Consider the following 26,372-nt stretch of genomic DNA (forward strand, 5'->3'; position numbering starts at 1 on the left):
TAAAATGTAAAAATAATTGTAAATGAGGTCGTTAAAAAATAATAACTGTATACAGCAGTTAAAATCGTTTGATAGTTGAATGTAGAATTATTATCGATTAATTACTTTCTAATTTTTAGACTTTTTGGGCTTAATGGTAATTTATACATACTAAAAGGGCTTACCACCAATTTACTTTCTTCTTTAAAAGTTTTGCTTTTAAGTTTATGAAGCTCTATAAATTTATCCTTTTCATTCAACTCGAAATTAGCATAGTTTGTTGCTGAACTATCGCCACACCAAACCAAAATCATTTCTGTATCAAAGTCTATTATTGGCGGAGTCAACCCCGGCTTTCTGGTTCTATTTATTTTTCCGTAAAAAGCACTTAATTCTTTTTCATTTTTTATCAAAAAATACTCCTCTTGTTCAAATCCGCTATAATTCTCATTTAAAATAAGTTCCATACCAACATCATCAGATTCTTGCAAATTACTTTGAGCTGTACTTTTACAAGAATTTAATTGAATTATGGCGACCAATAGTAAACAAATAGAATATTTAAACATTTTTCAATCTTCCATTATAAGCTCGCACATAAACTTCTTCGTATAGCGGCACCACTTTCTGAATATCAAAACGCTGGGCTTCCTTAAGTGCATTCAACTTAAATCTTTCCAGAACATTATCATTTTTCAAAATGGTAATTGCTTTAGAAGCCATATCATTAATATCTCCCACATCACTTAAAAACCCACTAACACCTTCTGTGTTGACCTCTGGTATACCACCCGCATTACTAGAAATAACAGGCACCTTATTGATCATAGCCTCAAGTGCCGCAAGACCAAAGCTCTCCGATTGCGATGGCAAAAGAAACAAATCTGAAAAACACAGAATTTTATCAATCTCATTACTATTACCTAGAAATATAACTTTATCGGAAATACCCAGTTCTTCACATAAACGTTCTGCACCAGCTTTTTCTGGTCCTTCACCAACCATAATCAATTTAGAAGGAATTTCTAACTGAATTTTACTGAAAATTTTAATTACGTCCGGTATACGTTTTACCTTTCTAAAATTACTAATATGGGTTACAATACGTTCCTCCTCTGTTGCCATGTTAGACCTTTGGCAGTCTGTAAAAGAGGTACTATACTTTTTTGCATCTATAAAATTAGGAATAACTTCGATGTCACCTTGTATATCAAAAGTTTCTAAAGTTCCTTGTTTTAAACTTTCCGACACTGAAGTAACTACGTCAGATTGGTTTATTGAGAACGTTACGGCAGGCTTATAAAAGGGGTGTTTACCCACCAAGGTTATATCTGTTCCATGTAATGTTGTTATCATGGGCACATAGATACCTTCTTCCTCTAACATTTTCTTAGCCATATAGCCAGCATAGGCATGTGGTATGGCATAATGCACATGTAAAAGGTCTATTTTATGAAGCTTAATGGTGTCAACCAATTTACTGGATAAGGCAAGTTCATATGGTTGGTAATGAAATAACGGATACTCTGGAACATGCACTTCATGAAAGAAAATTTTATTGCTCAGCAACTCCAAACGAACTGGTTGCTTATATGTAATAAAATGAATTTCATGACCTCTATTGGCCAATGCTATACCTAATTCCGTTGCTACTACACCACTACCTCCAAAGGTAGGGTAACATACTATTGCTATTTTCATTACAACAAAATTACCTTTTTTAATTCAGAATTGAATCGTAAATAGCTTGTTGAATTCTAGTTCTTAACCCAGATTTAACTAAAAGTGTATTAGATGCGGACGGATAAGTTCTGTTAGATAAAAATACATATACAATTTCCTCTTCAGGATCTGCCCACGTATAAGTTCCCGTAAAACCACTATGCCCAAAACTTTTTCGAGAAACACAACCACATGTTGGTCCGCTGTGCTGTAATTGAGGCTTATCAAAGCCTACTCCTCTTCTTACATTGTTTTCACAGAAATAACAAGTGTTGAATTTCTTAACCGTTCTAGAATCAAAAAATTTTGTGCCGCCGTAATAGCCATCTTGAAGGTACATCTGCATAATTTTTGCAATATCATTGGCATTGCTGAACAAACCTGCATGACCACCAACACCCGCTTGCATAGCCGCACCCATATCATGAACATAACCTTGAACCGTACCATACCTATAATAATCATCCTCTTCTGAAGGCACTATACTATTCTTATCAAATTTCTCTAAAGGATTGTAAGTTGTATGGTTTGCTCCTATTCTTTGGTATAAAAACTTATTGCTTAAATGATCTAACCTTTGTCCATAGCTATCCTCAATTACTTTTTTCATTACATAATAAGGAACATCACTGTACCGATACCTGTTAGATTTTAAATCTTGCCTCCCTATTCTGTTGTAAATCGAATCTTGGTAGGCATCTGTTAAATACAGATTATCATAAACTTTGGTAGAGAAACCTGGCAAAGGTGAATTTCTATAAAATTCACTTGAAGGCTTTTTGTTATCATCCAATGTTCTAATATAAAAAGGAATCCATGCCGGCAAACGCCCGTAATGGGACAATGCTTTAAGCACTGTTACGTTCTTAATTTCTGTATTGGAGTAATTAGGAACCAACTCCTCAAAGGTATTATTAAGCCCAATTCTACCCTCTTCCTCCATCTTCATGACCATAGGCAATGTTGCCAATATTTTGGTAAGGGAAGCTAAATCATAAATATAATCGTTAGTAATGTTCTCTTTAGAATCATAGGTAGGTTTACCAAATCCTTTTTGATAGATTACTTTACCTTTTCTAGCCACTAGCACTTGCGCTCCAGGAAACATTAAACTATCAAGGCCGTCGTGCATTAATTCATCAATTCGTTTTAGTCCTTGAGAACTCATACCCACACGTTCTGGTATACTATAGCCCAATCTACTTAAAGACTTAACTTCTACTCCGGTATGCACAGGAAACTCTTCATGCGCCGTAACGGGCAATTTACCTGTAGCACCTACAGCACCAAATAGTATTTCTGCAGTTTTTTCTTGGGCGATATCACTATTTTGATATGCCATTACCACAGCATCTATATTATTGAACGAATCGATATCCGATAGTGCGTATGGTTTTGCAAATACACATAATATAAGATTAGAAGTACGCTCATTAGCAATTTCCTGCAGCCATTCCAATTCGGAATTCGAGAACTTGTAAGACTTCCAAGGACTCTCATTATTCATATGATGACCAACAATTATCAAATTGAATTCTTTTAGTCTTGTTTTTAAAGTAGTAATATCACTTGCCTCAATTACGGTAACTTCCGCATAATTCTTTAACCCTTGGACAAATGCCTCGTTGTCCGAATTCCCCATTTTAACATAGGCAATTTTTTTATTGTCCAAGTTCTTAATGGATAGAAGATCCAGTTTATTCTTAACTACGGTAATAGCATTTTCTATAGCTTGCTCATAAACAATATCATCTTCAAGACCATTTAAATCGTTATATAAGTTTTCAAGCTTAATGGGTTTGTAATGATGTAAACCTGCCTTGTATTTTGCCATTAGAATTTTCTTAACCGAATAGGCTAAACGATCCTCTGTCAATTTACCTTTTTCATAAGCCTTAGTCAATTTCTCTTTGGCACTTACAATATTCTCTGGCATTAATAGCATATCATTACCTGCCATAAAAGCAGCAAGTTCTACACTACCCTCTTTACCGGTTGTGGATACTCCTTTCATATTAAGGGCATCTGTAAAAATCAAGCCATTATACCCTAACTCCTCTTTTAAAATTCCTGTAATTATTTGTTCTGAGATTGAAGAAGGCAGTTCTTTCTTCATTTCAAGAGCTGGCACCTCTAAATGGGCAACCATAATACTGCTTAAACCTGAACCTATTATTTTTTTAAACGGATACAATTCTAGACTATCCAACCTTTTTCTGGAAAAAGGAATTATGGGTAAATTATGATGAGAATCTACCTCGGTATCTCCGTGACCGGGAAAATGCTTCCCATTGGCCAACACACCAGCCCTTTCCATTCCTTTTATAAAAGCAATTCCTTTTTGAACTACATTATCCCTGTTTTCACCAAAAGAACGATTTCCTATAATAGGATTCTTTGGGTTGGTATTAATATCTAAATCTGGAGCAAAATTTATATGCACCCCTAAACGTTTGGCATGTTTACCTATTTGATAACCTACTCTTTCAACAATGGAACTATCTTGTATAGCACCTAGTGTCATATTCCACGGAAAAGCATAAGTAGAATCCAATCTCATGGAAAGTCCCCACTCGGCATCCATCCCGATCAATAAAGGGATTTTAGATACGGCTTGATAATTATTGGTAAGTTTTGCTTGACGTACCGGCCCGCCCTTGGAAAAAATAACACCGCCCAAGTGCTCCTGAACAATCAGGTTTTTAATTTTATCGGTAGCCTGTTTGCTTTGGTTAGATGCTACACTGACCATAAATAATTGCCCCAGTTTTTCATCCAAGCTCATTTGAGCATATTGGCTATTCACCCACGCTTGTTGTCCTAAACTGTCACTGGTAACTAACGGATTTTGGGCTGATAGTACCGAATAGCAAAACAACCCACAAATAATAATAAAAATATGGCGCATAAAATAATATGTACTGAGATAACTAATACAGGTTGAAATTATTGCATTTCATCGATAAAACCCAATAAATTCTAATACTTAAGAAGAAATTATGTTAAAGAAAACGAGCATGCCAACTTTCGGAAGCAGGTACTTCCCAATGCTCTAAATACTCTCCTTTATTGGCAACCAGATTGTTAAATACAATAGTATTTTTAGAAATGGCTTTTTGTTTCGCCATTGCCTTAAAATCCAAAAGACTTTTATAGGCTACGAATTCTCCCTGCTTATAAGAAACATTCATTTTATCCAAAAGCATAACATTGTACTTTCTTTCCAATTCTTGAATAAAACGCACAGATGCATCTATTGAACACCCTGTAGCACCTTGTGTAGATTGATCAAGTGCAATGATAATAAAGCGTTTATACTTTATTTCATAGCCGGCATTTAAATCATTACCATGCGCAGTCCAAGAAGTTAGAAAAGCATCTAAATCTGAACTGATTTCAGTTATTTCCACATCAGAAAATGAACGGTTGCACTGATAAATCCAAACTCTGGAAGTTTCCGGTAATGTTTTAAAGTCTACTAGCAATTTCTATACTTTTATATTTATAAATCTTCTGCGGTAGCAATTAATTCGGCAATATCCATTACCGCAACAGCACCTTCTTTTTCCTTGTTCTTAACACCATCGGTCATCATGGTGTTACAAAACGGACAACCTGCAGCAATTATTTCCGGCTTGGTTTCCAAAGCTTGCTCCGTACGCTCAATGTTTACATCTTTATCCCCCTTTTCAGGTTCTTTAAACATTTGCGCTCCACCTGCACCACAGCATAAACCTCTTTGCTTACAGCTTTTCATTTCTATAAGTTCAGCATCCAACTTTCTGATCAAGTCTCTTGGTGCTTCATAAACTCCGTTAGCTCTACCCAAATAGCAGGGATCATGAAAGGTAATTCGTTTACCCTTAAAAGAGCCTCCTTCCATAGCTATTCTACCATCATTCAACAGGTCTTTAAGAAATTGAGTATGATGTACAACTTCATAATTACCACCTAGACCAGGGTATTCATTTTTTATCGTATTAAAACAATGCGGACATGCCGTAACTATTTTTTTAATCTCGTAGGCATTTAGCACCTCTATATTGGTAACTGCTTGCATTTGAAACAAAAACTCATTACCAGCGCGTTTTGCCGGGTCACCGGTACAACTTTCTTCTGTACCAAGTACAGCAAATGAAACATTCGCCTTATTCAAAATCTTAACGAAAGCCTTCGTTATTTTCTTTGCCCTATCATCAAAACTACCGGCACAACCAACCCAAAATAATACTTCGGGAACTGTTCCAGCTGCAAAAAACTCTGCCATTGTAGGCACTTTTAATTCACTTGCCATATCTCTCTTTAAGATTCTTTACTCCAATTTAAACGGTCCATTTGATTAAATGGCCAAGGTGCTCCATTATTTTCAATATTACCCATCATATTATTCAAATCTGTTGGAGCGGCAGATTGTTCCATGACCAAATACTGTCTCATATCCATAATGATAGATAGTGGATCAATACTAATTGGGCAGGCCTGAACACAAGCATTGCAGGATGTACATGCCCATAACTCTTCTGGCGTAATATAATCGTTCAGTAATTGCTTACCGTCATCTTTAAATTCACCCTTATTTTGATCGATATTCTTACCTACCTCTTCAAGTCTATCACGAGTATCCATCATGATTTTACGAGGCGATAGTTTTTTTCCGGTTTGATTGGCCGGACACTCACTTGTACAACGACCACATTCTGTACAAGTGTAAGCGTTTAACAATTGTACCCAACTTAAATCTTGCACATCAGATGCTCCAAACTTATCTGGCACAGCAGCATCTTCAGCAGGTTCTGCATACGGATCCGCATCTGGGTCCATCATCATACGCACTTCATCTGTTACCGACTGTAGGTTCTTAAATTGCCCTTTAGGAGTAAGCTTACCATAATATGTATTTGGAAAGGCAAGAAGAATATGTAAATGTTTTGAATAATATAAGTAATTAAGGAAAAACAATATTCCGGCAATATGTAACCACCAAGCTATACGCTCAATAAGTACAAGTGTAGGAATTGACATATTCTCAAAAATTGGTGAAAGCATGCTACTTATTGGAAAAGAACCTGCAGCCGCATAGTGGTCTGCCCCCATTTGCTGCAATTGATAATCAGCCCCATTCATGGTCAAGAATAGCACCATCAAAACCACTTCAATATAAAGTATTAAGTTACCATCGTTTTTTGGCCATCCTTCCATTTCAGGCTTAAGAAAACGCTTTAATCTTATGATATTTCTTCTTATCCAAAAGATTACCACAGACACTATTACCAATAACGCAAGAACTTCAAAAGAGCCAATTAAAAAATCATAAACAGGCCCTAGAACGGCGAACATTCTATGGGTACCAAAAATACCGTCCAAAATAATTTCAAGTACCTCAATATTAATAATGATAAAACCAACATAAACAATGATATGCAGCATACCGGCAATTGGCCTTACGACCATCTTAGTTTGCCCAAGGGCAATTTTAGCCATGTTTTTCCAACGCTGTGGTTTATTATCATTCAAAGAAGCTTCTTTACCAAGGAATATATTTCTTTTTAACTTGCTAATATTCTTGACAAAAAAACCAACACCTACAACAAGTAGGATTACAAAAATTACATTAGGGAGATATTGCATATAATTAAGTCTTCTTTAATTCTCTATAGAATTTGCGGCAGGATCATCTTCTGGTAATTCATAATCTTTTTGTTTCTTACCAAAAACCGAAACGTTTACATACCTTTTAGGGTTTAAACGAAAATCTTGCAGCAATAAGTCTAGCTCTCTAGAAGCATTGTTTAGATTTGAATAAAGCTCCTTATCATTCATAAGTAAGCCCATAGAACCATCGCCATTTTCAATTTTGGCTGTTAGCTGATCTAGATTTGCCATGGTAGATTCTAAACTGGCCAAGGTACGGCCAAGACCGGCAGCGTTTAAAGAATCTGATAGTTTCGCAAAATTAGCCGTAAGCTTTTCAAAATTTTCAAATGAAGTATTTAGTTTTTCTTCATTTCCGGCCAAAACGGTATTAAGTGTTGATGCACTTCCGTTTAGGCTAGTGATCAGTTCGTTTAAACCACCTATAACTTCTTTCAGCTCTTTCTTGGTGTTTTCATCCAAGACAGAATTCACATTCACCAATACAGAATCTGCTCCAGAAATTGCAGATTCAACTTTACGTACCAATGGATTTAGTTTTTGCTGTGCTAGATCGGTAATACCGGGCCTTGTTTCAGTTTTTAAAGTATCTCCAGACTGCGCGGGTGCACCATCAAAAATAGGTTTTATCTGTAAACCCTTACCACCAATAATACCTGTATCATATAATTCTACCGTACTATTTTTAGAAAATTTAAAATCATTACCAACCGTAAAAGTTACCAATAGATTTCCCCTTTCATCTAAAAACCTAATATCATTAACCTTACCAACACTAAAACCATTAATAGAAACAGTAGTACCAGATTGGAGTCCGCCAACATTAGGGTAAACTGCAAAAAAGGTTTTGCTATTATCAAAAATTGGAGTGGACTTTAAATAACTGAATCCCATGATGAACAGTAGTATGCCACCAATTACAATAATTCCCGTTTTTAATTCTCTAGATAGTTTCAAGCAACTGTATTTTTATTACACTCAAAATTATGAATAATATTTACACTTTATGGATTAAATTGAGAAACCTCGTCTATAGCCTCTTGAATAGGAATTCTTTCTCCAAGCTTGTAAGCTACAATATATGCCGATTTATACCCTTTACCCTGTGCCTGACCTTGCATCATTTTAGCTTCTCTATATGACCTTGTTTCACCATACATATACCTATATAAGTTCTTATAAGGTTCTTGTGAAAGGTTTGAAAGTCCCTTAAAATTACCAGGGTTAAGTGCTACGTTCTTACTGCTTGCCATTAACTGAATTTTAAAGACAATGGATTTAGCTACTTCATTGGCATTGATCGATTCTTTTACCTGCACATTGGGAGCAACCTCTTCTTTCTTTACAGCAACCGCCGGTGTATTAATAGGTTCCGTTTTTTCAACCTCAGAAACTTTTTCTGCAACCGTTTCTTTTGCTACATTTTTTTTCTCTTCAATCTCAGCTATTTCTTTAACAGCCAGTTCCTTTTTTTCATCAGCTTTGGCCACCACTTCTTCTTTAATTGGCGGCACATTAGGTTTAGAAACCGTAGTTTCTACATTCTTTACAGTAGGTTGTACGCCTTCTTTATAATTCAATATGGCTTTCGCAATGGCATCTCCCATTTCATTCTGCCCTTTAGCAGAATTTAAATAAGCACCTTCATTCTTATTGGTAAGAAAACCGGTCTCAACAAGAACACTTGGCATAAAAGTTTGGTGCAAGACTATAAAACCGGCTTGTTTTACTTTTCTATCTGTCCTTTTAAGTTGCCTAGAAAAATTTTCCTGTATCATTGTGGCCAAAGCAACGCTCTGATCCAAAAACTCCTCTTGCATAATGGTCAAACCTATTACCGATTCCGGCGAATTAATATCATAATCCGCATACCTATTTTCATAGTTGTCCTCTAAATAAATTACAGAGTTTTCCTTTTTCGCAATTTCGAAATTTTGCTTATTGGCATGCAACCCTAATACAAAGGTTCCTGCCCCATGCGCATCTGAGGTGTGGGAATCACAATGAACCGACACAAACAAATCTGCATTGGCTTTATTGGCAACCTCGCCCCTAACGTACAAATCAATGAACGTATCATCCTTACGCGTGTAGATAACTTTAATATCCTTATTCTTTTCAAGAATTTCACCGACTTTTAAAACAATGTTCAAAGCGATTTTTTTCTCCAAATACCCATTTCCCAGGTTTCCTGGATCATGACCACCATGACCGGCATCTAAAACAACAATAAATGGATCATCAGATTCAACTTCTTGTTTATCAACAGTAAAAGACAGTAGAAATATGGCTGTAACTAAAACCAATGAAATGCTTAAGAATTTTATTTTCATATGTATTGGGGATTATATCGCCCTTATTATGGTTAAATTTATTGTAAGACCCTACATGGGGATTAAAAAATATATGTAAGTTTGACATCTCAAATAACGGCTCATTTGACCGCCAAACCTTTACAAAAATAGGATATATAGCCTTGCAATCAAACAAACAATACTTACTTTTCCTATTCATGGTTGTTGTCTGTGGTTTTTTTGCCATCGGTCAAGAAGGAAAAATCACTCCGCTCAATATCAAAGCAGAGAGAGATTCAATTATTGCACCACTATTTCCGCCAACCGCAATAAAAGACTCTATAGCCAATGATTCTTTGACTACAGATTCCCTTAATCAAAAGCCTCCTTTACTTTTAGATAAAATCACTTATAAGGCTAAAGATTATGTGAAATTAAGCCAAAAAGAAAATAAAATTTACCTCTATAACGAAGCTGAAATCTATTATCAAGATACGGAGTTAAAAGCTGGTATCATTATTATGGATTACATTAAAAATGAGGTGTATGCCGGTAGAATGGTTGACTCACTTGGCAATTACAGCCAGCTACCCTATTTTAAACAGGGATCGAACATTGTTATTCCAGATTCTATCCGTTTTAATTTTGATACGCAAAAGGCACTAATTTGGAACTCACGAACAGAACAACAAGCGGCAGCCGGTGCTTTAGGTAGTGATGCCATGAAGGTTTATGCCGAGATTACCAAAAAAGAGAATGATTCCGTTTACTTTCTAAGCGAAGGAAAATTGACCACCTCAACGGACACTATTAACCCAGATTATTATATAAGGGTTAGAAAAGCAAAATTTGTTCCCAAAAAAAAAGTAATTGCCGGTTTCAGCAATTTATATATTGCAGACGTACCAACCCCAATAGCAATGCCATTTGCTTATTTTCCACTGAGTGTTGGCCGATCAGCAGGTGTTTTAATGCCTTCTTTCGGTAACGACCCAGATGCCGGTTACTTTTTGCAAGATATGGGGTATTATGTACCATTAGGTGATTATGCCGACATTACTTTATCCGGAGACTTTTATACGAACGGAAGTTATGCATTTAGAACAGCATCTATTTATACTAAAAGGTACAAGTATCGTGGTAATGTAAACCTAAGATTTGAAAATATAGTTAATAGCCAAAAAGGTTTTAGTGATTACAGTCTTTCTAGAAACTATAATATTCAATTTTCTCACACACAAGATACCAAGGCAAGTCCCAACTCACGATTTTCAGCATCGGTAAATTTAGGAAGTAGCGATTATTACCAAAATTCCTTACAACAAAGAAACTTACCAAATACCCAGAACAACACCCTATCATCATCAATTTCATACTCTAAAACATTTCCAAATTACCCTTCTGTGAACATGAGTTTGACCGCTACCCACTCACAACTGACATCGGTAGCTACAGATGATGATGACGATGATGACAATATCAATATGACCTTGCCTACATTTCAAGCAAGTGTAGAGCGTATTTATCCGTTTGTAAAGCAAGACGGTGTAAAGAAAGGAATCATAGACAACATCAACTTTCAGTACAGCGTAAACGCACAAAATAGGCTAACAACAAATGATGAGGATTTTTTCACGGCTAGGATGTTTGACAATGCCCGTGTAGGTGCCAGCCATAGTATTCCTGTTGCAACGAACTTTAAGGTTGCTAAATTTTTCAGCGTTAGTTTGGGTGGTAACTATGAAGATGTTTGGACATTGGAAACTTACAACAGAAGCTATGACGATGTTGCCGAGGAAGTTGTTATAGATACGGTTAGTGGTTTTGACCGTTACAATACCTATAATTTAAGCGCAAGTATTGGAACTACCTTGTATGGTACTTTTAATTTTGGTGAGGACAAAAAAATTCAGGCTATTAGACACACGGTTAGACCTTCTCTTAGTTATGGCTATGCACCCTCATTTGAGCAATTTTATGACGAATATTTAGGTGAAGACGGTGTAGAAGTACAATACAGTCGTTTTACGGGAACATTAAACGGAGCACCTTCATTAGGGCAGTCTAACAGCTTAAGTTTTTCATTGGCCAACACTTTAGAAGCTAAGGTAAAGGATAAAGATTCCACAAAACTGGAACCTAAAAAAATATCTCTTTTAAGCAATTTTAATGTCTCCACCGGATATAATTTCGAATCTGATTCCCTTAGATTGAATCCACTGAGCATTAATGGTGGAACCAACATTTTGGACAACAAAATGTCCATTAACTTTTCTGCCGGTTTAGACCCTTATGCCATAGATAATAATGGTAGAAGAATAGACACATGGAATATTGACAATGGCGGTAGCTTATTTAGACTTACTAGAGCTAATGCCAATGTATCCTATTCTATTAGTAGTGATATGTTCAATAAAAAAGATGACAAAGGAAGGAAGGAAGAAGAAGATGAAGATCCTTTTGATTACGTAGCGCAAAGTGGTGGTAGAGATGACGACCTTTTTGGAAGAGCCGATGATTTCAATTCAAACCCCATTAGGAAGGACGACAAAAATGCCGATGTTGAAAACCCAGTATATGGAACCAAAATACCATGGAATTTTAGGTTGGCCTATTCCGCAAACTATAGCAACACAGCAAGGCAAAATGAATTTAGTAGTCACTCTTTAATGTTTTCTGGTGACATAGAACTTGCGCCAAGGTGGTCTATAGGAGGTTCATCTGGTTATGATTTCAAAAATCAAGGTTTCACCTTAACCCAATTGCGTTTTCAACGAGACCTTAAAAGTTTCACCATGCGTTTTAACTGGACACCTTTTGGGACCTATAAAAGATGGTATTTCTTTATTGGTATAGATTCTTCTATCTTAAAAGACCTTAAGTGGGAAAATAGGAGTCAGAATTAAAAATTAAACATTAGCTACGATGAAAAAAATTATAAATACAGAAAATGCCCCAGCACCAATTGGCCCATATAACCAAGCAATTTTAAGTAATGGCACTTTATATATCTCTGGGCAAATTCCAATTAATCCAAAAAGTGGCGTATTAGTTTCAGGTGATATTAAATTGGAAACTAAACAGTCTATGGAAAATTTAAAGGCCATTTTAACCGAAGCTGAAATGACCTTTGAACATGTTGTTAAATCATCAATATTTCTCAGTGACATGAATCAATTCACCGAAGTAAACGAAGTTTATGCTACTTACTTTAATGCAGAAACTGCACCTGCAAGAGAAACCGTTGAAGTAGCAAATTTACCTAAGTTCGTAAATGTTGAAATTTCAATGATTGCCGTAAAATAACGTTTTACATATTTGATCTGTGAAATTCTACAAGCCCTTCAATGGGTCTTTGCCTAATAACACCAACGATCAAATCATTTCTAAGCAGTACAGATGTTAATTCATCTCTTAGGTAATGCGCAATACTACCTACAAAATTGATCGGCACCTTTGTAGCCAATTCAAATTGCATTACGTAGTTATTTATAAATTGCTGAAAACCTTTATCTATAACCCCTTTAGAGTACGGGTGGTCTTTATTTTCAATTAAAAACCTTGCAAAGGTTGCCAAATACGTATTTGGGTTAGGCTGCTTATATAAGTTTTCTTTAATTACATCGGCATCTAAATCATGCGAAGCCGCAAACTTATGCGCTAGATCAGATGGCATTTTATGAAAATAGTAATCACGTATCAACTTACGTCCAAAGAAATTCCCACTACCATCATCCATAGGTATATACCCCAATGATGTTACTTTTTGAAATAATTGGTTACCGTCATAATAGCTACAATTAGACCCCGTACCTAAAATACAAACGATACCTTGGTGACCAACTTTGGTAGTAGCAAAAATTGCCGCATATGTATCTTCCTTTACATCTGCTTTTGCATTTGGAAAAAAGTCTTTGAATATACCTTTTAAAAAGACTTTCATACGATCGGTACCACAACCGGCACCATAAAAGTACAAATGACTGACTTTCTCCCTGTTCTTAGAAAGTTCAAAATTATTCGCTAAGCGATCTTCTATGACATCTTTTGTCAACACTTCTGGGCTTAAACCCAATGTTTGCGTTAAAAAAAGCTGTTCGCCATTTTCATCTAAAGCAATCCAATCTGACTTGGTTGCACCACTATCTACTATTAAAATCATATACCGAATGTCTTTAAAAAAATAAACCTGAAAACAAGACGCAAAAGCCTCATTTTCAGGATATATTATTGTTATACTAAAATGATGCTTACAACGTATTAACGTGCTGAATTAGGTCTACCATTTTATTGGAGAAACCAGCCTCGTTATCATACCAGCAGATCAACTTGAAGAATTTAGAATTCAACTCGATACCTGCACCAGCATCAAATACACTTGTATGAGACTCACCTATGAAATCTTGAGAAACTACAGACTCCTCCGTATATCCTAAAACACCTTTTAACTCTCCTTCAGAAGCAGATTTAAATGCTTTTTTAATTTCTTCGTATGAAGTTTCCTTTTCAAGACGAACAGTTAAATCTACAACAGATACATCTGCAGTAGGAACTCTAAAAGCCATTCCTGTAAGCTTACCTTTCAATGCAGGTATTACCTTGGTAACCGCTACAGCAGCACCCGTAGAAGCCGGTATAATGTTCAACATTGCACTTCTACCACCTCTCCAGTCTTTCTTAGAAGGACCATCAACAGTCATTTGAGTAGCCGTTGTTGCATGAACAGTGGTCATTAAAGCCTCTTCAATACCAAATTTATCATTTAATACCTTAGCCATTGGAGCTAAACAGTTTGTAGTACATGATGCGTTTGAAACAATTGTGTTGTCAGCAGTAACCTCTGTATGGTTAACTCCCATTACAAACATTGGAGCATCTTTAGAAGGCGCAGAAATAACAACCTTTTTAGCACCACCATCTATATGATATTGAGCAGTTTCTAATGTTGTAAAAATACCTGTACATTCAGCAACGGTATCTGCACCAACCTCATCCCACTTACAATTTTTAGGGTCTCTTTCCGCAGTAATACGAACAGTCTTACCATTTACGATCAATTGACCATCTTTTACATCAACAGTACCATCGAATTTACCATGTACCGAATCATATTTTAACAAGTAAGCCAAGTGCTCAACATCTAACAAGTCATTGATAGCTACTACATCAACATCTCCACGCTTGATTGTTGTTCTGAAGACTAATCTTCCTATTCTACCGAATCCGTTAATTCCTATTTTCAAATTTGACATTTTCTCTCTTTTTAATATTTAAATTATGTAGTCATTATTTCTGAAACTCGTATAAGTTCCTTATCAATTTTTGTATGTCCTTTTATCGCCTTGTTAATTGGCGTTAAAGTAAGTTGATTATCCTGTATACCCACCATAAGGTTCGTTTTGCCTTCTAATAATGCCTCAACCGCCTTTACGCCCATTCTACTTGCAAGCACACGATCAAAACAAGATGGCGCACCACCCCTTTGCATATGCCCTAAAACAGATACACGCACATCATATATAGGCAAATGTTCTTCAACATATTCCTTAAGTTCAAATACGTTTTTACCAGATTTGTCACCTTCGGCAACAATAACTATACTAGATGATTTACCAGACTCTTTACTTCTTTTCAAAGATTCTAACAACCTGTCTAAACCTAAGTTTTCCTCAGGAATCAAAATCTCTTCCGCACCTGCTCCTACACCGGCGTTAAGGGCAATATGCCCAACATCTCTACCCATAACCTCAACGAAGAACAATCTGTTATGGGAACTAGCAGTATCTCTAATTTTATCTATACACTCTACCACAGTATTCAAAGCTGTGTCAAAACCTAATGTAAACGTAGTACCAAAAATATCATTATCAATAGTACCGGGAATTCCAATTACCGGAAAGTTATACTCTCTATTAAAAATCATGGCACCGGTAAAACTACCATCTCCTCCAATAACGACAAACGCATCTATACCTGCCTTTACTAACTGATCATGAGCTGTTTTTCTTCCTTCTGGAGTTCTAAAGTCATTACATCTTGCCGATTTTAAAATAGTCCCCCCTTTATTGATAATATTATTTACACTACGGGCATCCATTGGTTTAAAATCTCCCTCAATCATACCTTGGTACCCCCTGTAGACTGCAACACAATCTACCTTCATATAGGCACACGTACGAACAACCGATCTAATTGCTGCATTCATACCAGGAGAATCGCCTCCTGAAGTCAGCACTGCTATTTTTTTAATTTGTGATAACATTGAAAAATTTAAGCCAACGAAAGTAACAAATCTTCATCAAAAAAGGAACTAACTTCCATCGCATTTTAAGAAAAAATCAACGAAAAGGATTTCGTTGTAACATATTGATGCTTAAATTCTTAAAATATTTAAATACTTAACAATTATGTAGCGTTTAGTTATTGATTTAATGATTTTGGCTTATTGTAAAAACGAATAAGGCTATCATTTCCCATGACAGATGATGGTGTTTCAATCTCTTTTCCAGGTACCTCTTTTTCTTTTGGTTTGGTAGCCAGTATTTTTTGAAAAAGCTCCTTAAAATTATTGAAATCAACTTCATACGAAATTCCCGCCCCTTGGGTAGACCCCTGTTGATCCGACAAATATGCCTGTATTTCACTTTGTCTACTGAAAAAATTTGCACTTAACGTACCTTCTTCATTTAGCAAAACCTGTATTTCAAAATCACCTGCGACCAAGGTTTCACTAGATGCACCCACCGGAACCCCTACTTTACCGTTAAATAGAATTCTATCCGATATTTGTGTTGATACCGTAACACCAATTCTATCGTCTGTCTCAATATCCGCAGAACGGTCTAAAATACCTTGCTCATAGGATAGACCAAGGTTGAACTTATCATTACCACCACTAAGAATTGAATTCAAAATGCTAGATGCGCTTTGAACCAAATTACCTGTAATTGCTTGTTGGTTAATACCACTTTGAGAATTTACAAAAGTACCTTGAGCCAATAGGAATATCGCATTTTTCTCCTCTACCGTGGGATCTTGCAGTCTGTATTCCAATTCTGATTTTACAATAGAATTAGTACCCGGAAAATCAATACCAAAATCAATATCTGGCTTTTGAAGCTGCCCGGTTAAACTTATAATTACGTCAGTAGGAATTCTACGGGTAAAACCGGCATCATCTAATAATGGAGCAGGATTCGCATTTAATGAATATATCGCCTCCATATTCAAAATGGCTTCTAATGGTTTTTGATCCCAATTAATGGTACCCCCGGGTTCAACCGTAAATTTCTTATCTATAATACCACCAAACTTATAATTGAATTCACCTGTTACCACAACATAATCACCATACATTTCAAATTTACCATTGGTATTGATCTGTATTAAAATAATACCTACCCCTGTTCCTTTTAGGGAACTACCGGTTTTTGTATCCGTTACTATTTCAACTTCGGCATCAGGCGTTACATCTAAGTTAAATTCAAGTTCAAGACCTTGATAATCCTTTAATTGTCGCTGACTCTCTATTCTCTTTTTATCGTTCTTTTCAATAAAATTGATAAAAGAATAATCCCCAACACTAGCAACATCACTAAGCGGAATTTTTAAAGAAGTACCTTTTGCGGTAGTACCATCAACCGTAATATTCAAAGCAGTAGTAGGACCATAGATTCGTCCTGTTCCATTCAAATAACCAGTACCATAATATAACTCACCCTCTTTAAATTCTGTATTTAAAATCAAGAACCTATCATTCTTGGTATCAACATTCAAGTCCAGAACCCAATCCTTAAAGAAACTATGAGTAATGGTACCATCTAAATTTGCCGTAGTACCCTTAGCAACATCTTTTAATGCTATATTTTCAAAATCAAATGTTTGATTACTTAGAACAACTCTAGACCGGGGTGCAAATTCATAATCTACATTCAGGTACGGCACTGCAATACCAGCATTGTCCAAAGTAAGAAGCCCGTCAAAGTTTGGATTATCAACATCTCCCTTTATAACCACCCTACCGTCTATATCTCCCCTAATATGATCAATAACCCCTTCACCCAAAGGGCTAAAAGGTTCTAAATTAAAATTGCTGAAATTCGCAATTAAATCTGCCCTTGGTATATCTCCCCTATTCTCTACACTACCAACTACGCTAAATTTTTCCAAGCCATTATCTGACAGTTGGGAATTCACTTGAAATTCTGTCAAATCTCTATTGCCAATGATATTTATAGCTAAATCACCTAAAGGAATATCATTAATACCGAATTTATCAATATTTAGATTTGATGATGGTAAATAAACACCATCTTTCTGTAAAACGTTTAAGGTTCCATTGACCTCTCCCTGTAATTTCAAACTATCTATTACCGGGGTTATCTTATCTAAGGAAACAATTTTAAATTGCAACTGTAGGTCTTTGTAAGTAGAATCTGCCAATTGTCCTTTTAACCTTATCTGCTCTTTCTCTTCATTGTTCATTACAATTTCTTGAATTGTAATACTATCTAAAGACCTACTTAGAATAACCTTATTCTTTGTATTTCCCTCTTTGTTTAAAACCCACTTATTCCCCTTAAAATTAACATCAGAGGTTTTAAGACCAATTACAGATTTATTTTCCTTATTGAATGTATGGTAAAAGTTTAGGTTGTAAGAATCATTGAACTCACTACCGCCTTTAAACTCTGACCTAAAGAACAAAGTATCCTTTAAGGTAGTATTTATCAGGTTAAAATCCTTAAAATTATAATACGGGGTATCCAACTCACCAACAGATACATATGTATTGAATAATGGGTTTTTATTATCTATACGCACTTCAATTTTATCGGCTGCCGTACCAAAGGCCTCTATACTTGGGGACTCAAAATTTAATTTGAAATCACCCTCATCTGCTACTATATTACCTTTAATAAACGTATTGGGATCAAAGCGAACTTCCGGAAAGAACACATCTACGATTTTATTATAAATCTTAAAATTAAAGGAGAGATTTTGACCATCTGAAATTTGAAAAGGCCTATAGTTTGTATAAATACTACCCAAGGAGTTCTGCACAAGTTTACCCAATTCTCTTACCTTAAAATTACCTTTCATAAATCCGGTAATAATATCTGGAGAATTTATATTTATGGTTCGTTCCCTCTCTTGATCAAAACTAGAGGTAACCGCAAAATCATCAAAATAGTAAGTATCATTTTTATTTTGATAGCTAGTTTGTGTAAAATTGATATCACCAACAATATTATCAAGCGTGGTGCCCGTAATATCCATACTTACATTTCCTTTAAATACAGAAACGCTATCATTTATAATATTCAGTTTCTTTAAATCGGCATAATCGACCGAAGCGATAAAATTAAAATTGTTCCTTGTCTCGGCAACATTTGCAAGACCCTTAAAATCGAACTTAAAATTCTCGTCATTGCTTACCAAAGAACCATCAAACAATTGATCTTTTATAATCCCCGACACTCTAATGTCTTGATAGTTGTACTTATTAAACTCCAAAGAATAAATTTGACCAATTACCTCGGTGTTCAATTTTTCTTTTACGAAACCTTTACCCTCCACATTAAAATCCAAGGTTGTTTTTCCCAAGTTTTTATTTTCGGCAAAATCACCTAAATCAAAATCTATCAAAGAAATAAAACCTTTATAAGTTGCATTGTCAATATTATTAAAATCGCTTAGTACAATATCTGCATAACTACTACCCACGGCAGTATTTAAGTTCACTTTAGCATCAATAGAAGAATTGGTAATAAAGGCATTACCACGAATTGTAAATTGCCCTAATTTGCTAAATGACGACGGCAAAGAGTTACCAATTAAATTGGGCAATAATGCATTTAATTGATAATAACTGCTTGTTACATTCCTCATTTCGGCATTTAAACTAAATGCTTTCTGTTTATTAAAGAGATTTTTAAAATTAAAATTACCACGAATACCGGTATCATCTGAAAACAAGAAAAGGTCATCAGTGTTCAAATCGTTCAATACTCCATTCACATTTGCATTGAAGGTTACTTCTTTACCTTTTCCAAATTCATCATAAAGTAAGTTGACTTCATCAAAAGCCACTTTAGACTCCTTAAACTCCGCAACTACATTAACCTTGTTCAAAAAATCGGCAAAATCTTCTCGGTTATAATTAAAAACCAAATTACCTTCTAAAGCAGATAATGGTGTATTAATGCTTAGAGAATCAAAACGCATTTGCTGCTTGGTATATTTAAAATTGGTAGCCAAACGATCTACTTTTAACCCTCTATTGCTAAAGAATGACATTTCTTTAATATCCGCAGAAACCTCTGGGCCTAAAATTAAAAAGTCGCCCGCATTTATGTTTAGGCTATCAAAATTTAAAACTGTAGTATTTTGTAAATTCTCATCAATATATTTAAAGCTACTATGCGCAATATCAACATTAGATGAAGATAATTTAAAAGGGGGCGTACCCTCTGTCCTTGGCTTGCCATCATCTAACTTATCTACAAACACTTCTAAGTTGGTATTTCTCTCGCCAAAATATGTTTTAAGTTTAAAGTTCAGTTGATCAACAGCGATATCACCAAATTCCAAATTACCTTGAGCAAGATTACCTAAACTTAGAATAGAGGTTTTAAGTTCATTTACATAAAAAAGTGTATCCTGCTGATAATCTTCAATATAGACACCTTCCAAACCTGTATTCCAAGAAATCAACGAAACCTTTAACCGCTCAATATTGATGTGCGTTCCATATTGATCGTTGATTTTTTTCGTAGCAAACTGTGCCAATAAGGTCTGTACCACTGGCAGTGAAAAAACGATGGTACCTAAAACACATATCAGTAAAATCACCAATAATGTTCTAACCAATATTTTTCTCAGTTTTTTGATAGGTCTTTATGTTTTACCTTTGTTATTCAAAATTTATTCCAAATATGCTGGAGCACAAAACAATTTATATACTTGCTATTGAATCTTCCTGTGACGACACTTCTGCGGCAGTTTTAATGAACGATAAAGTGCTCAGTAATGTTGTTGCCACCCAAGCAATTCACAAAGAATATGGAGGGGTTGTACCTGAACTTGCTTCAAGAGCCCATCAACAAAATATAGTGCCAGTTGTTCACCAAGCATTAGCCAAAGCAAATATCGATAAAAAACAATTATCAGCCATAGCATTTACACGCGGACCTGGCTTAATGGGTTCATTATTGGTAGGTACTTCATTTGCCAAATCGTTATCACTTGGTTTACAGATTCCTTTGATCGAAGTTAACCACATGAAAGCCCACATATTGGCCCATTTTATAAAAGAGGAATCCATGAAAGCACCTTCATTTCCCTTTTTAGCATTGACCATAAGTGGTGGCCATACACAAATTGTTCAGGTAAATGATTTTTTTGACATGAAAATCATTGGACAAACACTTGATGACGCCGTAGGAGAGGCTTTTGACAAAAGTGCAAAAATATTAGGGCTACCCTACCCTGGCGGTCCGTTAATAGATAAATATGCAGCTACTGGCGACCCACATAAATTTGATTTCCCCATACCAAATGTAAAAGACTTGGATTTTAGTTTTAGTGGATTAAAAACAAATATTCTTTATTTTATACAAAAGCAGACCAAGGCAGACCCAGATTTTATTAAAAACAACCTTGAAGACATTTGTGCGTCTATTCAATATACCATCATTACTATTTTAATGAAAAAATTAAAAAAAGCAGTGAAACAGACCGGTATAAAGGAAATAGCTATTGGTGGAGGGGTATCTGCAAATTCTGGAATACGCAATATTTTAACCGAAGCACAAACCAAATATGGATGGAATACCTACATCCCAAAATTTGAATTTTGTACAGATAATGCCGCAATGATCGGTATAGTAGGTTATCTGAAATATAAAAATGAAAAATTTTCGGATCAATACGTTACGGCAAAGGCCAGATATGTTATTTCATAGATTAAAACAAAAACCACATGCAACTTTTCTTTAATCCTGAACTAGACCCTACTGCCAACACCTTTACTTTTGACAGTAATGAAAGCAAACACATCATCAAAGTACTCAGAAAAAAGAATGGGGACAAATTATGGATTACGAATGGAGCCGGATACTTATTTGAAGCTACAATAATTGATGATGCCATAAAAAAATGTGAGGTAGAGATCAACTCATCTAAAAAATCACATGCCAAATCTCATTGGTTACATATGGCTGTTGCACCCACAAAAATGAACGATCGTTTTGAATGGTTTTTAGAAAAAGCCACAGAAATTGGCGTTGATGAAATCACTCCTATTATTTGTGATCGATCAGAACGTAAGATTCTAAAATTAGAACGAATGAAAAGGGTATTGGAATCTGCAATGAAACAATCATTACAAACCTATCTACCTAAACTTAACGAACCAATTTCCTTAGTTGAGTTTTTAGAAAAACCAATAACAGGGTTACCGTTTATAGCACATTGCGAAGAAACCGAAAGACATGAACTAAAAAGGCGTGTTGCCGCTGACAAAGACATTACTATACTTATAGGCCCTGAAGGTGATTTTTCAAATCAAGAAATTAAAAGTGCATTGGAAAAAGGGTATGCCCCGGTAGCTATGGGTAAAACAAGATTAAGAACTGAGACTGCGGCTATTGTTGCTTGTACCATTGTAGCATCTATCAACAATGGCTAGTAAATAGCAACCTTTGCAGCACTAGTAATATCCACCTTTTCATTCTCTACCAATAACATCAAAGTTAAAGCTTCATTTTTGCCTACAAGGTTTGGAATTTCAATAGAACCAAAGCCTTTTGGTTTTACATCATTTAAATATTTTTCGGCTACTACAATATTGGTATTCTTTAAAGTTCTATGACGATTTTCTCCCCTTTTAACCTCTGTGGTTCTTTCATTAAGCACTAAGACCGCCCTAATAGTTTTATCTTCAATTTTACCATTAACGTTATATTCAAAAGTTGCTTTATCACCATCTCTTGTAATATTAGATATACCAATAACATTTTGAGACTGTAAATTGCTAAATTTCTCAACAGCCCTAATAACATCCGCCCTATTTGACCCCACCATATGCTCTTTGCCGTTAACGACCAATTCTGGCGTATAATTACTGCGATACCTGAATTTTGTATTGTAGACACTTTGTTTCACGGTAAATTTCTGATTACTGAAAGGGTCTTTCCAACCTATATAATTCCAATAATCCACATGATAGCTCAAAACAAAAACATTATCTGGATATGAATCCTTAATAGTTTCTAAAAGTGCATCCGCCGGTGGACAACTAGAACACCCTTGCGAAGTAAAAAGTTCAAGCACCACACTACCCTTAGATAATTTTTCCGAATGTTCAGAAAACAAAGCATCATCAACTTTATTATCTTTACTGGATTGAGACCAAATAATGGTGGTTAACAGAAGGCCTACTATAGAAAATAAGAAAACATAATTTTTTTTATCAATCATAATAATGTGATTATACTTTATTATTCGAAATAAAATGAAAAACCTTACTATATATCTTTTTCTTATAATGGCGTTTACATGCCTTAACTTAAGAGCACAGGAGATTGCAATTCTAAAATATCAAGGTGGCGGTGATTGGTATGCCAACCCTACGGCATTACCAAATCTTATAAAATTCTGTAATGACAATATTGGAACAACAATACAAAACAAACCCGAAACTGTAGAAGTAGGTAGCAGCACAATTTTTCAATACCCGTATTTACATATGACAGGACATGGTAATGTGGTTTTTTCAGATGAGGAAATTGAAAACTTAAAAAGCTATTTAATGTCAGGTGGTTTTTTACATATTGATGATAATTACGGCATGAAACCATACATCACAAGGGAAATAAAAAAACTATTCCCCAACAAAAATTTAGAAGAATTGGGAGCTGATCACCCCATTTTCAATAATTCATATTCTTTTGCAAAGGGACTACCTAAAATACATGAGCATGACGGGCAACGACCACAAGCTTTTGCAATTTTACAGGATAATAGGATTCTATTATTATTTACCTCAGAGTCTGATTTAGGTGATGGCTGGGAAGACCCAACAGTTCATAACGACGCTCCAGAAGTAAGACAAAAAGCACTTGAAATGGGAGCCAATATTATTACCTACGCCTTTAAAAACTAAGCTATGACATCAAAAACAATCTCACAGGGCATATTAAGAGCTATTGGCGTATTGGTAGGTATCGCCATTTTGCTATACTTTCTTTATACTATACAATCTGTTTTGGCCTACTTGGCCATTGCCGCTGTAGTAGCGCTTATAGGCAGCCCTCTAGTACGTTTTTTTAGAAAAATTAAGTTACCCAATATTTTAGCAGTAATACTAACCATGCTTTTAATGGTAGGTGTTCTAGCCGGTATCATAGCCTTGTTTATACCATTACTTTCTGAACAAGGAAAGAACTTGTCCTTATTGGATATTGATGAATTACAAACCAGTTTAAACACCTTATACCATCAAATCACCAATCACCTTGGCCTATCATCACATATCGTAGAAGACGTTATAGATGATGCCGGTTTAGAAAAAAATATTTTACAAGGTTTGGATATTGGGTTCATTCCCAATTTTCTTAATTCATTTTTAAATGTATTAAGCTCTGCAAGCATTGGCTTATTTTCAGTGCTTTTTATTTCTTTTTTCTTTTTAAAAGACAGCAAATTATTTGAAAATGGATTGTTGATTTTCGTTCCAATTGATAAAAAGAAAGGCACAACGAATTCCATCGGAAAAATAAATGGCTTGTTATCAAGATATTTTGTGGGATTGTTACTTCAAATTTTTATTCTTTTCGTCATTTACACCATAGTACTTTTAATCGTTGGTATTGAGAATGCTGTAGTAATTGCTTTTCTATGTGCATTGTTCAATATAATACCATATATAGGTCCTATAATTGGCGGTGTAATAATGTTGACCCTTACCATGACCAGTAATTTAGGATCGGATTTTAGCGAAGTCATACTTCCAAAAACAGGTTATGTATTCTTAGGGTTACTCTTTGGCCAATTGGTAGATAACTTCTTCTCACAACCATTCATATTCTCAAATAGTGTAAAATCCCATCCGTTAGAAATTTTCCTGGTCATTATTATTGCGGGGCTACTATTTGGTGTTGTAGGTATGATTGTAGCCGTACCGGGTTACACAGCAATAAAAGTTATATTAAAAGAATTTTTATCCGATAACCAAATTGTTAAATCATTGACGCATAATCTTTAGGTAGAGGTGAATTCAGAAATAGTTACAGACGAGGTACAACAATATATTACGGATAAACTGGGCACAGATGTGCATAAAATACTTTTATCAAAACCGAGGTTCACAGAAGTTTCCTCCAAAGAATTGGTAGAGCAAATTGAATCTAAAACAAAAGCCAAAGCAAAATTACCTTCTTGGTTTTCAACGAAAAATATATACTACCCAAATAAACTGAACCTATCACAAACTTCATCTGAAGTTACGGCGCAATACAAGGCTTCATTAATCAATGGCAAGAGTATTGTTGACATTACAGGTGGTTTTGGGGTAGACGCTTATTCATTTTCACAAAAATTTGAACAAGTAACCCATGTTGAAAAAAATAGTGCCTTGTCTAACATAGCGCAACATAATTTTGAGCAAATGGGCGCTACTAACATTAACTGTATCGCGTCTGAGGGATTAGAGTTTTTAAAAGCCTCAACAACCACTTATAACTGGTTATATATAGATCCTTCCAGAAGAGACGAAAACAATAAAAAAGTATACTATTTAGCTGATTGTGAGCCAAATATAGTCAACCAGGCATCTTTTTTATTTACAAAAGCCAATAACGTATTGGTTAAAACAGGTCCGTTATTAGATTTAAAAATTGGACTAACAGAATTGAGCAATGTAAAAGAAATACATATTGTTGCGATAAATAACGATGTAAAAGAGGTATTATGGTTAATGGATAAAGAGTACAATCAAGAACCTATTATAAAAACAATCAATTTTAAAAATAGCATAAAACAAGAGTTCAGTTTTAAACCTAGTGATGAAGAAAATGCAATCTCCAACTTTTCCAAACCACAAAATTACCTTTACGAACCAAATGCAGCTATCTTAAAATCAGGGTCTTTTCAATTTATTGGAGCATTCTTCAAACTAAATAAATTACATCCAAACTCACATCTCTTTACTTCAACAGAGTTAATCAAGTTTCCTGGTAGAGTATTCAAAATTGAAAGTATCTATGAATATTCTAAAAAATCTTTTAAAAAATCCGGTATCAAAAAAGCCAATATTACTACGAGAAATTTTCCTGATTCAGTGTCTGAAATTAGAAGAAAACTAGGTCTAAAAGACGGTGGTGAAAACTATGTTTTTGCTACAACTGATTTAGAAGGAAAACTAATTTTAATTTCTTGTTTTCGTCACTAAAATGTTCTGAATTTCGATATAAAAAACGTTCAAAAATCACATCAACTTAAACAAGAAACTTCGCAAACTACAACGTTGTATATTATCTTTTAACCTTATTTTTAGATACATAATTGATATAAGTTGTTAAAATTTTAACACCAAAAACATGTTCTTTTCAACTCACAAATTATTGATATCTTAATATTTACGGTCTTCTAAAACGATTTTCATAATCAAAACAACGAAATTTAAAATTTTGACACTTGCAAATTAACGTTATCGAATCATCA

Annotated in this window: 20 protein-coding genes; 7 read left to right on the top strand and 13 right to left on the bottom strand. The window is 35.0% G+C overall.

All coding sequences use genetic code 11. The features are described from left to right. Positions 1-101: 101 nt before the first annotated feature. The 8 genes from B2Z27_RS14790 to B2Z27_RS14825 form a co-directional block, all read right to left on the bottom strand. Positions 102-548, bottom strand: a complete 447-nt coding sequence (locus B2Z27_RS14790; RefSeq protein ID WP_286814222.1) for a hypothetical protein — start codon at positions 546-548, stop codon at positions 102-104. Next, positions 541-1,680, bottom strand: coding sequence for an N-acetyl-alpha-D-glucosaminyl L-malate synthase BshA (gene bshA / locus B2Z27_RS14795; RefSeq protein WP_058103280.1), 1,140 nt, complete (start codon positions 1,678-1,680; stop codon positions 541-543). The genes B2Z27_RS14790 and bshA overlap by 8 nt, the downstream gene beginning before the upstream one ends. Before the next feature lie 19 nt (positions 1,681-1,699). After that, complete coding sequence (locus B2Z27_RS14800; protein WP_286814223.1) at positions 1,700-4,609, bottom strand: glycoside hydrolase family 3 N-terminal domain-containing protein; 2,910 nt, start codon at positions 4,607-4,609, stop codon at positions 1,700-1,702. Positions 4,610-4,703: 94 nt separating this feature from the next. Next, a complete protein-coding gene (locus tag B2Z27_RS14805) occupies positions 4,704-5,186 on the bottom strand; it encodes an ABC transporter ATPase (protein ID WP_071341805.1) in 483 nt (160 codons plus the stop codon). A gap of 17 nt (positions 5,187-5,203) precedes the next feature. Further along, entirely contained in the window at positions 5,204-5,995 is a 792-nt protein-coding gene (locus B2Z27_RS14810; protein WP_058103283.1) for a (Fe-S)-binding protein, read from the bottom strand. 8 nt (positions 5,996-6,003) lie between these two features. Further along, the gene (locus B2Z27_RS14815; protein WP_286814224.1) at positions 6,004-7,329 is read right to left on the bottom strand and encodes a (Fe-S)-binding protein; all 1,326 of its coding nucleotides are present in this window, start codon (positions 7,327-7,329) and stop codon (positions 6,004-6,006) included. A 15-nt stretch (positions 7,330-7,344) separates the two neighbouring features. After that, positions 7,345-8,310: an MlaD family protein gene (locus B2Z27_RS14820; RefSeq protein WP_058103285.1), complete on the bottom strand. Its 966-nt coding sequence runs from the start codon at positions 8,308-8,310 to the stop codon at positions 7,345-7,347. A 47-nt stretch (positions 8,311-8,357) separates the two neighbouring features. Then, a complete protein-coding gene (locus tag B2Z27_RS14825; RefSeq protein ID WP_286814225.1) occupies positions 8,358-9,686 on the bottom strand; it encodes an N-acetylmuramoyl-L-alanine amidase family protein in 1,329 nt (442 codons plus the stop codon). A 179-nt stretch (positions 9,687-9,865) separates the two neighbouring features. Here B2Z27_RS14825 and B2Z27_RS14830 point away from each other — a divergent pair, with 179 nt between their 5' ends. Continuing rightward, positions 9,866-12,553, top strand: coding sequence for a putative LPS assembly protein LptD (locus B2Z27_RS14830; protein WP_286814226.1), 2,688 nt, complete (start codon positions 9,866-9,868; stop codon positions 12,551-12,553). Positions 12,554-12,572: 19 nt separating this feature from the next. After that, the gene (locus tag B2Z27_RS14835; protein WP_286814227.1) at positions 12,573-12,953 is read left to right on the top strand and encodes a RidA family protein; all 381 of its coding nucleotides are present in this window, start codon (positions 12,573-12,575) and stop codon (positions 12,951-12,953) included. Between the two features lie 4 nt (positions 12,954-12,957). On the opposite strand, the gene B2Z27_RS14840 is transcribed toward B2Z27_RS14835, so the two are convergent. The 4 genes from B2Z27_RS14840 to B2Z27_RS14855 all read right to left on the bottom strand — a co-directional run bounded on the left by B2Z27_RS14840 (position 12,958) and on the right by B2Z27_RS14855 (position 20,498). Beyond that, a complete protein-coding gene (locus B2Z27_RS14840) occupies positions 12,958-13,809 on the bottom strand; it encodes an N-acetylglucosamine kinase (RefSeq protein WP_058103289.1) in 852 nt (283 codons plus the stop codon). Positions 13,810-13,897: 88 nt separating this feature from the next. After that, positions 13,898-14,899, bottom strand: coding sequence for a type I glyceraldehyde-3-phosphate dehydrogenase (gene gap, locus B2Z27_RS14845; protein WP_058103290.1), 1,002 nt, complete (start codon positions 14,897-14,899; stop codon positions 13,898-13,900). A gap of 23 nt (positions 14,900-14,922) precedes the next feature. Further along, positions 14,923-15,909, bottom strand: a complete 987-nt coding sequence (pfkA, locus tag B2Z27_RS14850; RefSeq protein ID WP_058103291.1) for a 6-phosphofructokinase — start codon at positions 15,907-15,909, stop codon at positions 14,923-14,925. Positions 15,910-16,067: 158 nt separating this feature from the next. Further along, positions 16,068-20,498 carry a translocation/assembly module TamB domain-containing protein gene (locus B2Z27_RS14855; RefSeq protein ID WP_414673606.1) on the bottom strand — a complete coding sequence of 1,477 codons (4,431 nt, stop codon included), beginning with the start codon at positions 20,496-20,498 and terminating at the stop codon, positions 16,068-16,070. Between the two features lie 86 nt (positions 20,499-20,584). Here B2Z27_RS14855 and tsaD point away from each other — a divergent pair, with 86 nt between their 5' ends. Continuing rightward, the gene (gene tsaD, locus B2Z27_RS14860) at positions 20,585-21,613 is read left to right on the top strand and encodes a tRNA (adenosine(37)-N6)-threonylcarbamoyltransferase complex transferase subunit TsaD (RefSeq protein ID WP_286814228.1); all 1,029 of its coding nucleotides are present in this window, start codon (positions 20,585-20,587) and stop codon (positions 21,611-21,613) included. 17 nt (positions 21,614-21,630) lie between these two features. After that, positions 21,631-22,338 carry a 16S rRNA (uracil(1498)-N(3))-methyltransferase gene (locus B2Z27_RS14865; protein ID WP_286814229.1) on the top strand — a complete coding sequence of 236 codons (708 nt, stop codon included), beginning with the start codon at positions 21,631-21,633 and terminating at the stop codon, positions 22,336-22,338. On the opposite strand, the gene B2Z27_RS14870 is transcribed toward B2Z27_RS14865, so the two are convergent. Beyond that, complete coding sequence (locus B2Z27_RS14870) at positions 22,335-23,129, bottom strand: DUF1223 domain-containing protein (protein WP_286814230.1); 795 nt, start codon at positions 23,127-23,129, stop codon at positions 22,335-22,337. The genes B2Z27_RS14865 and B2Z27_RS14870 overlap by 4 nt on opposite strands. A gap of 34 nt (positions 23,130-23,163) precedes the next feature. Between B2Z27_RS14870 and B2Z27_RS14875 the strand changes: the two genes are divergently transcribed. Genes B2Z27_RS14875 through B2Z27_RS14885 form a run of 3 tightly spaced genes read left to right on the top strand, consistent with a single transcriptional unit; the run spans position 23,164 to position 26,100 of the window. Beyond that, entirely contained in the window at positions 23,164-23,814 is a 651-nt protein-coding gene (locus B2Z27_RS14875; RefSeq protein WP_058103295.1) for a DUF4159 domain-containing protein, read from the top strand. Positions 23,815-23,817: 3 nt separating this feature from the next. Continuing rightward, positions 23,818-24,915, top strand: a complete 1,098-nt coding sequence (locus tag B2Z27_RS14880; protein ID WP_071341796.1) for an AI-2E family transporter — start codon at positions 23,818-23,820, stop codon at positions 24,913-24,915. Positions 24,916-24,921: 6 nt separating this feature from the next. Further along, positions 24,922-26,100, top strand: a complete 1,179-nt coding sequence (locus tag B2Z27_RS14885) for a THUMP-like domain-containing protein (protein WP_286814231.1) — start codon at positions 24,922-24,924, stop codon at positions 26,098-26,100. Positions 26,101-26,372: the final 272 nt, after the last annotated feature.

Origin of the sequence: Maribacter sp. UBA3344, from assembly GCF_002362375.1 — a bacterium.
In the GTDB taxonomy this organism is placed as follows: Bacteria; Bacteroidota; Bacteroidia; order Flavobacteriales; family Flavobacteriaceae; genus Maribacter; species Maribacter dokdonensis.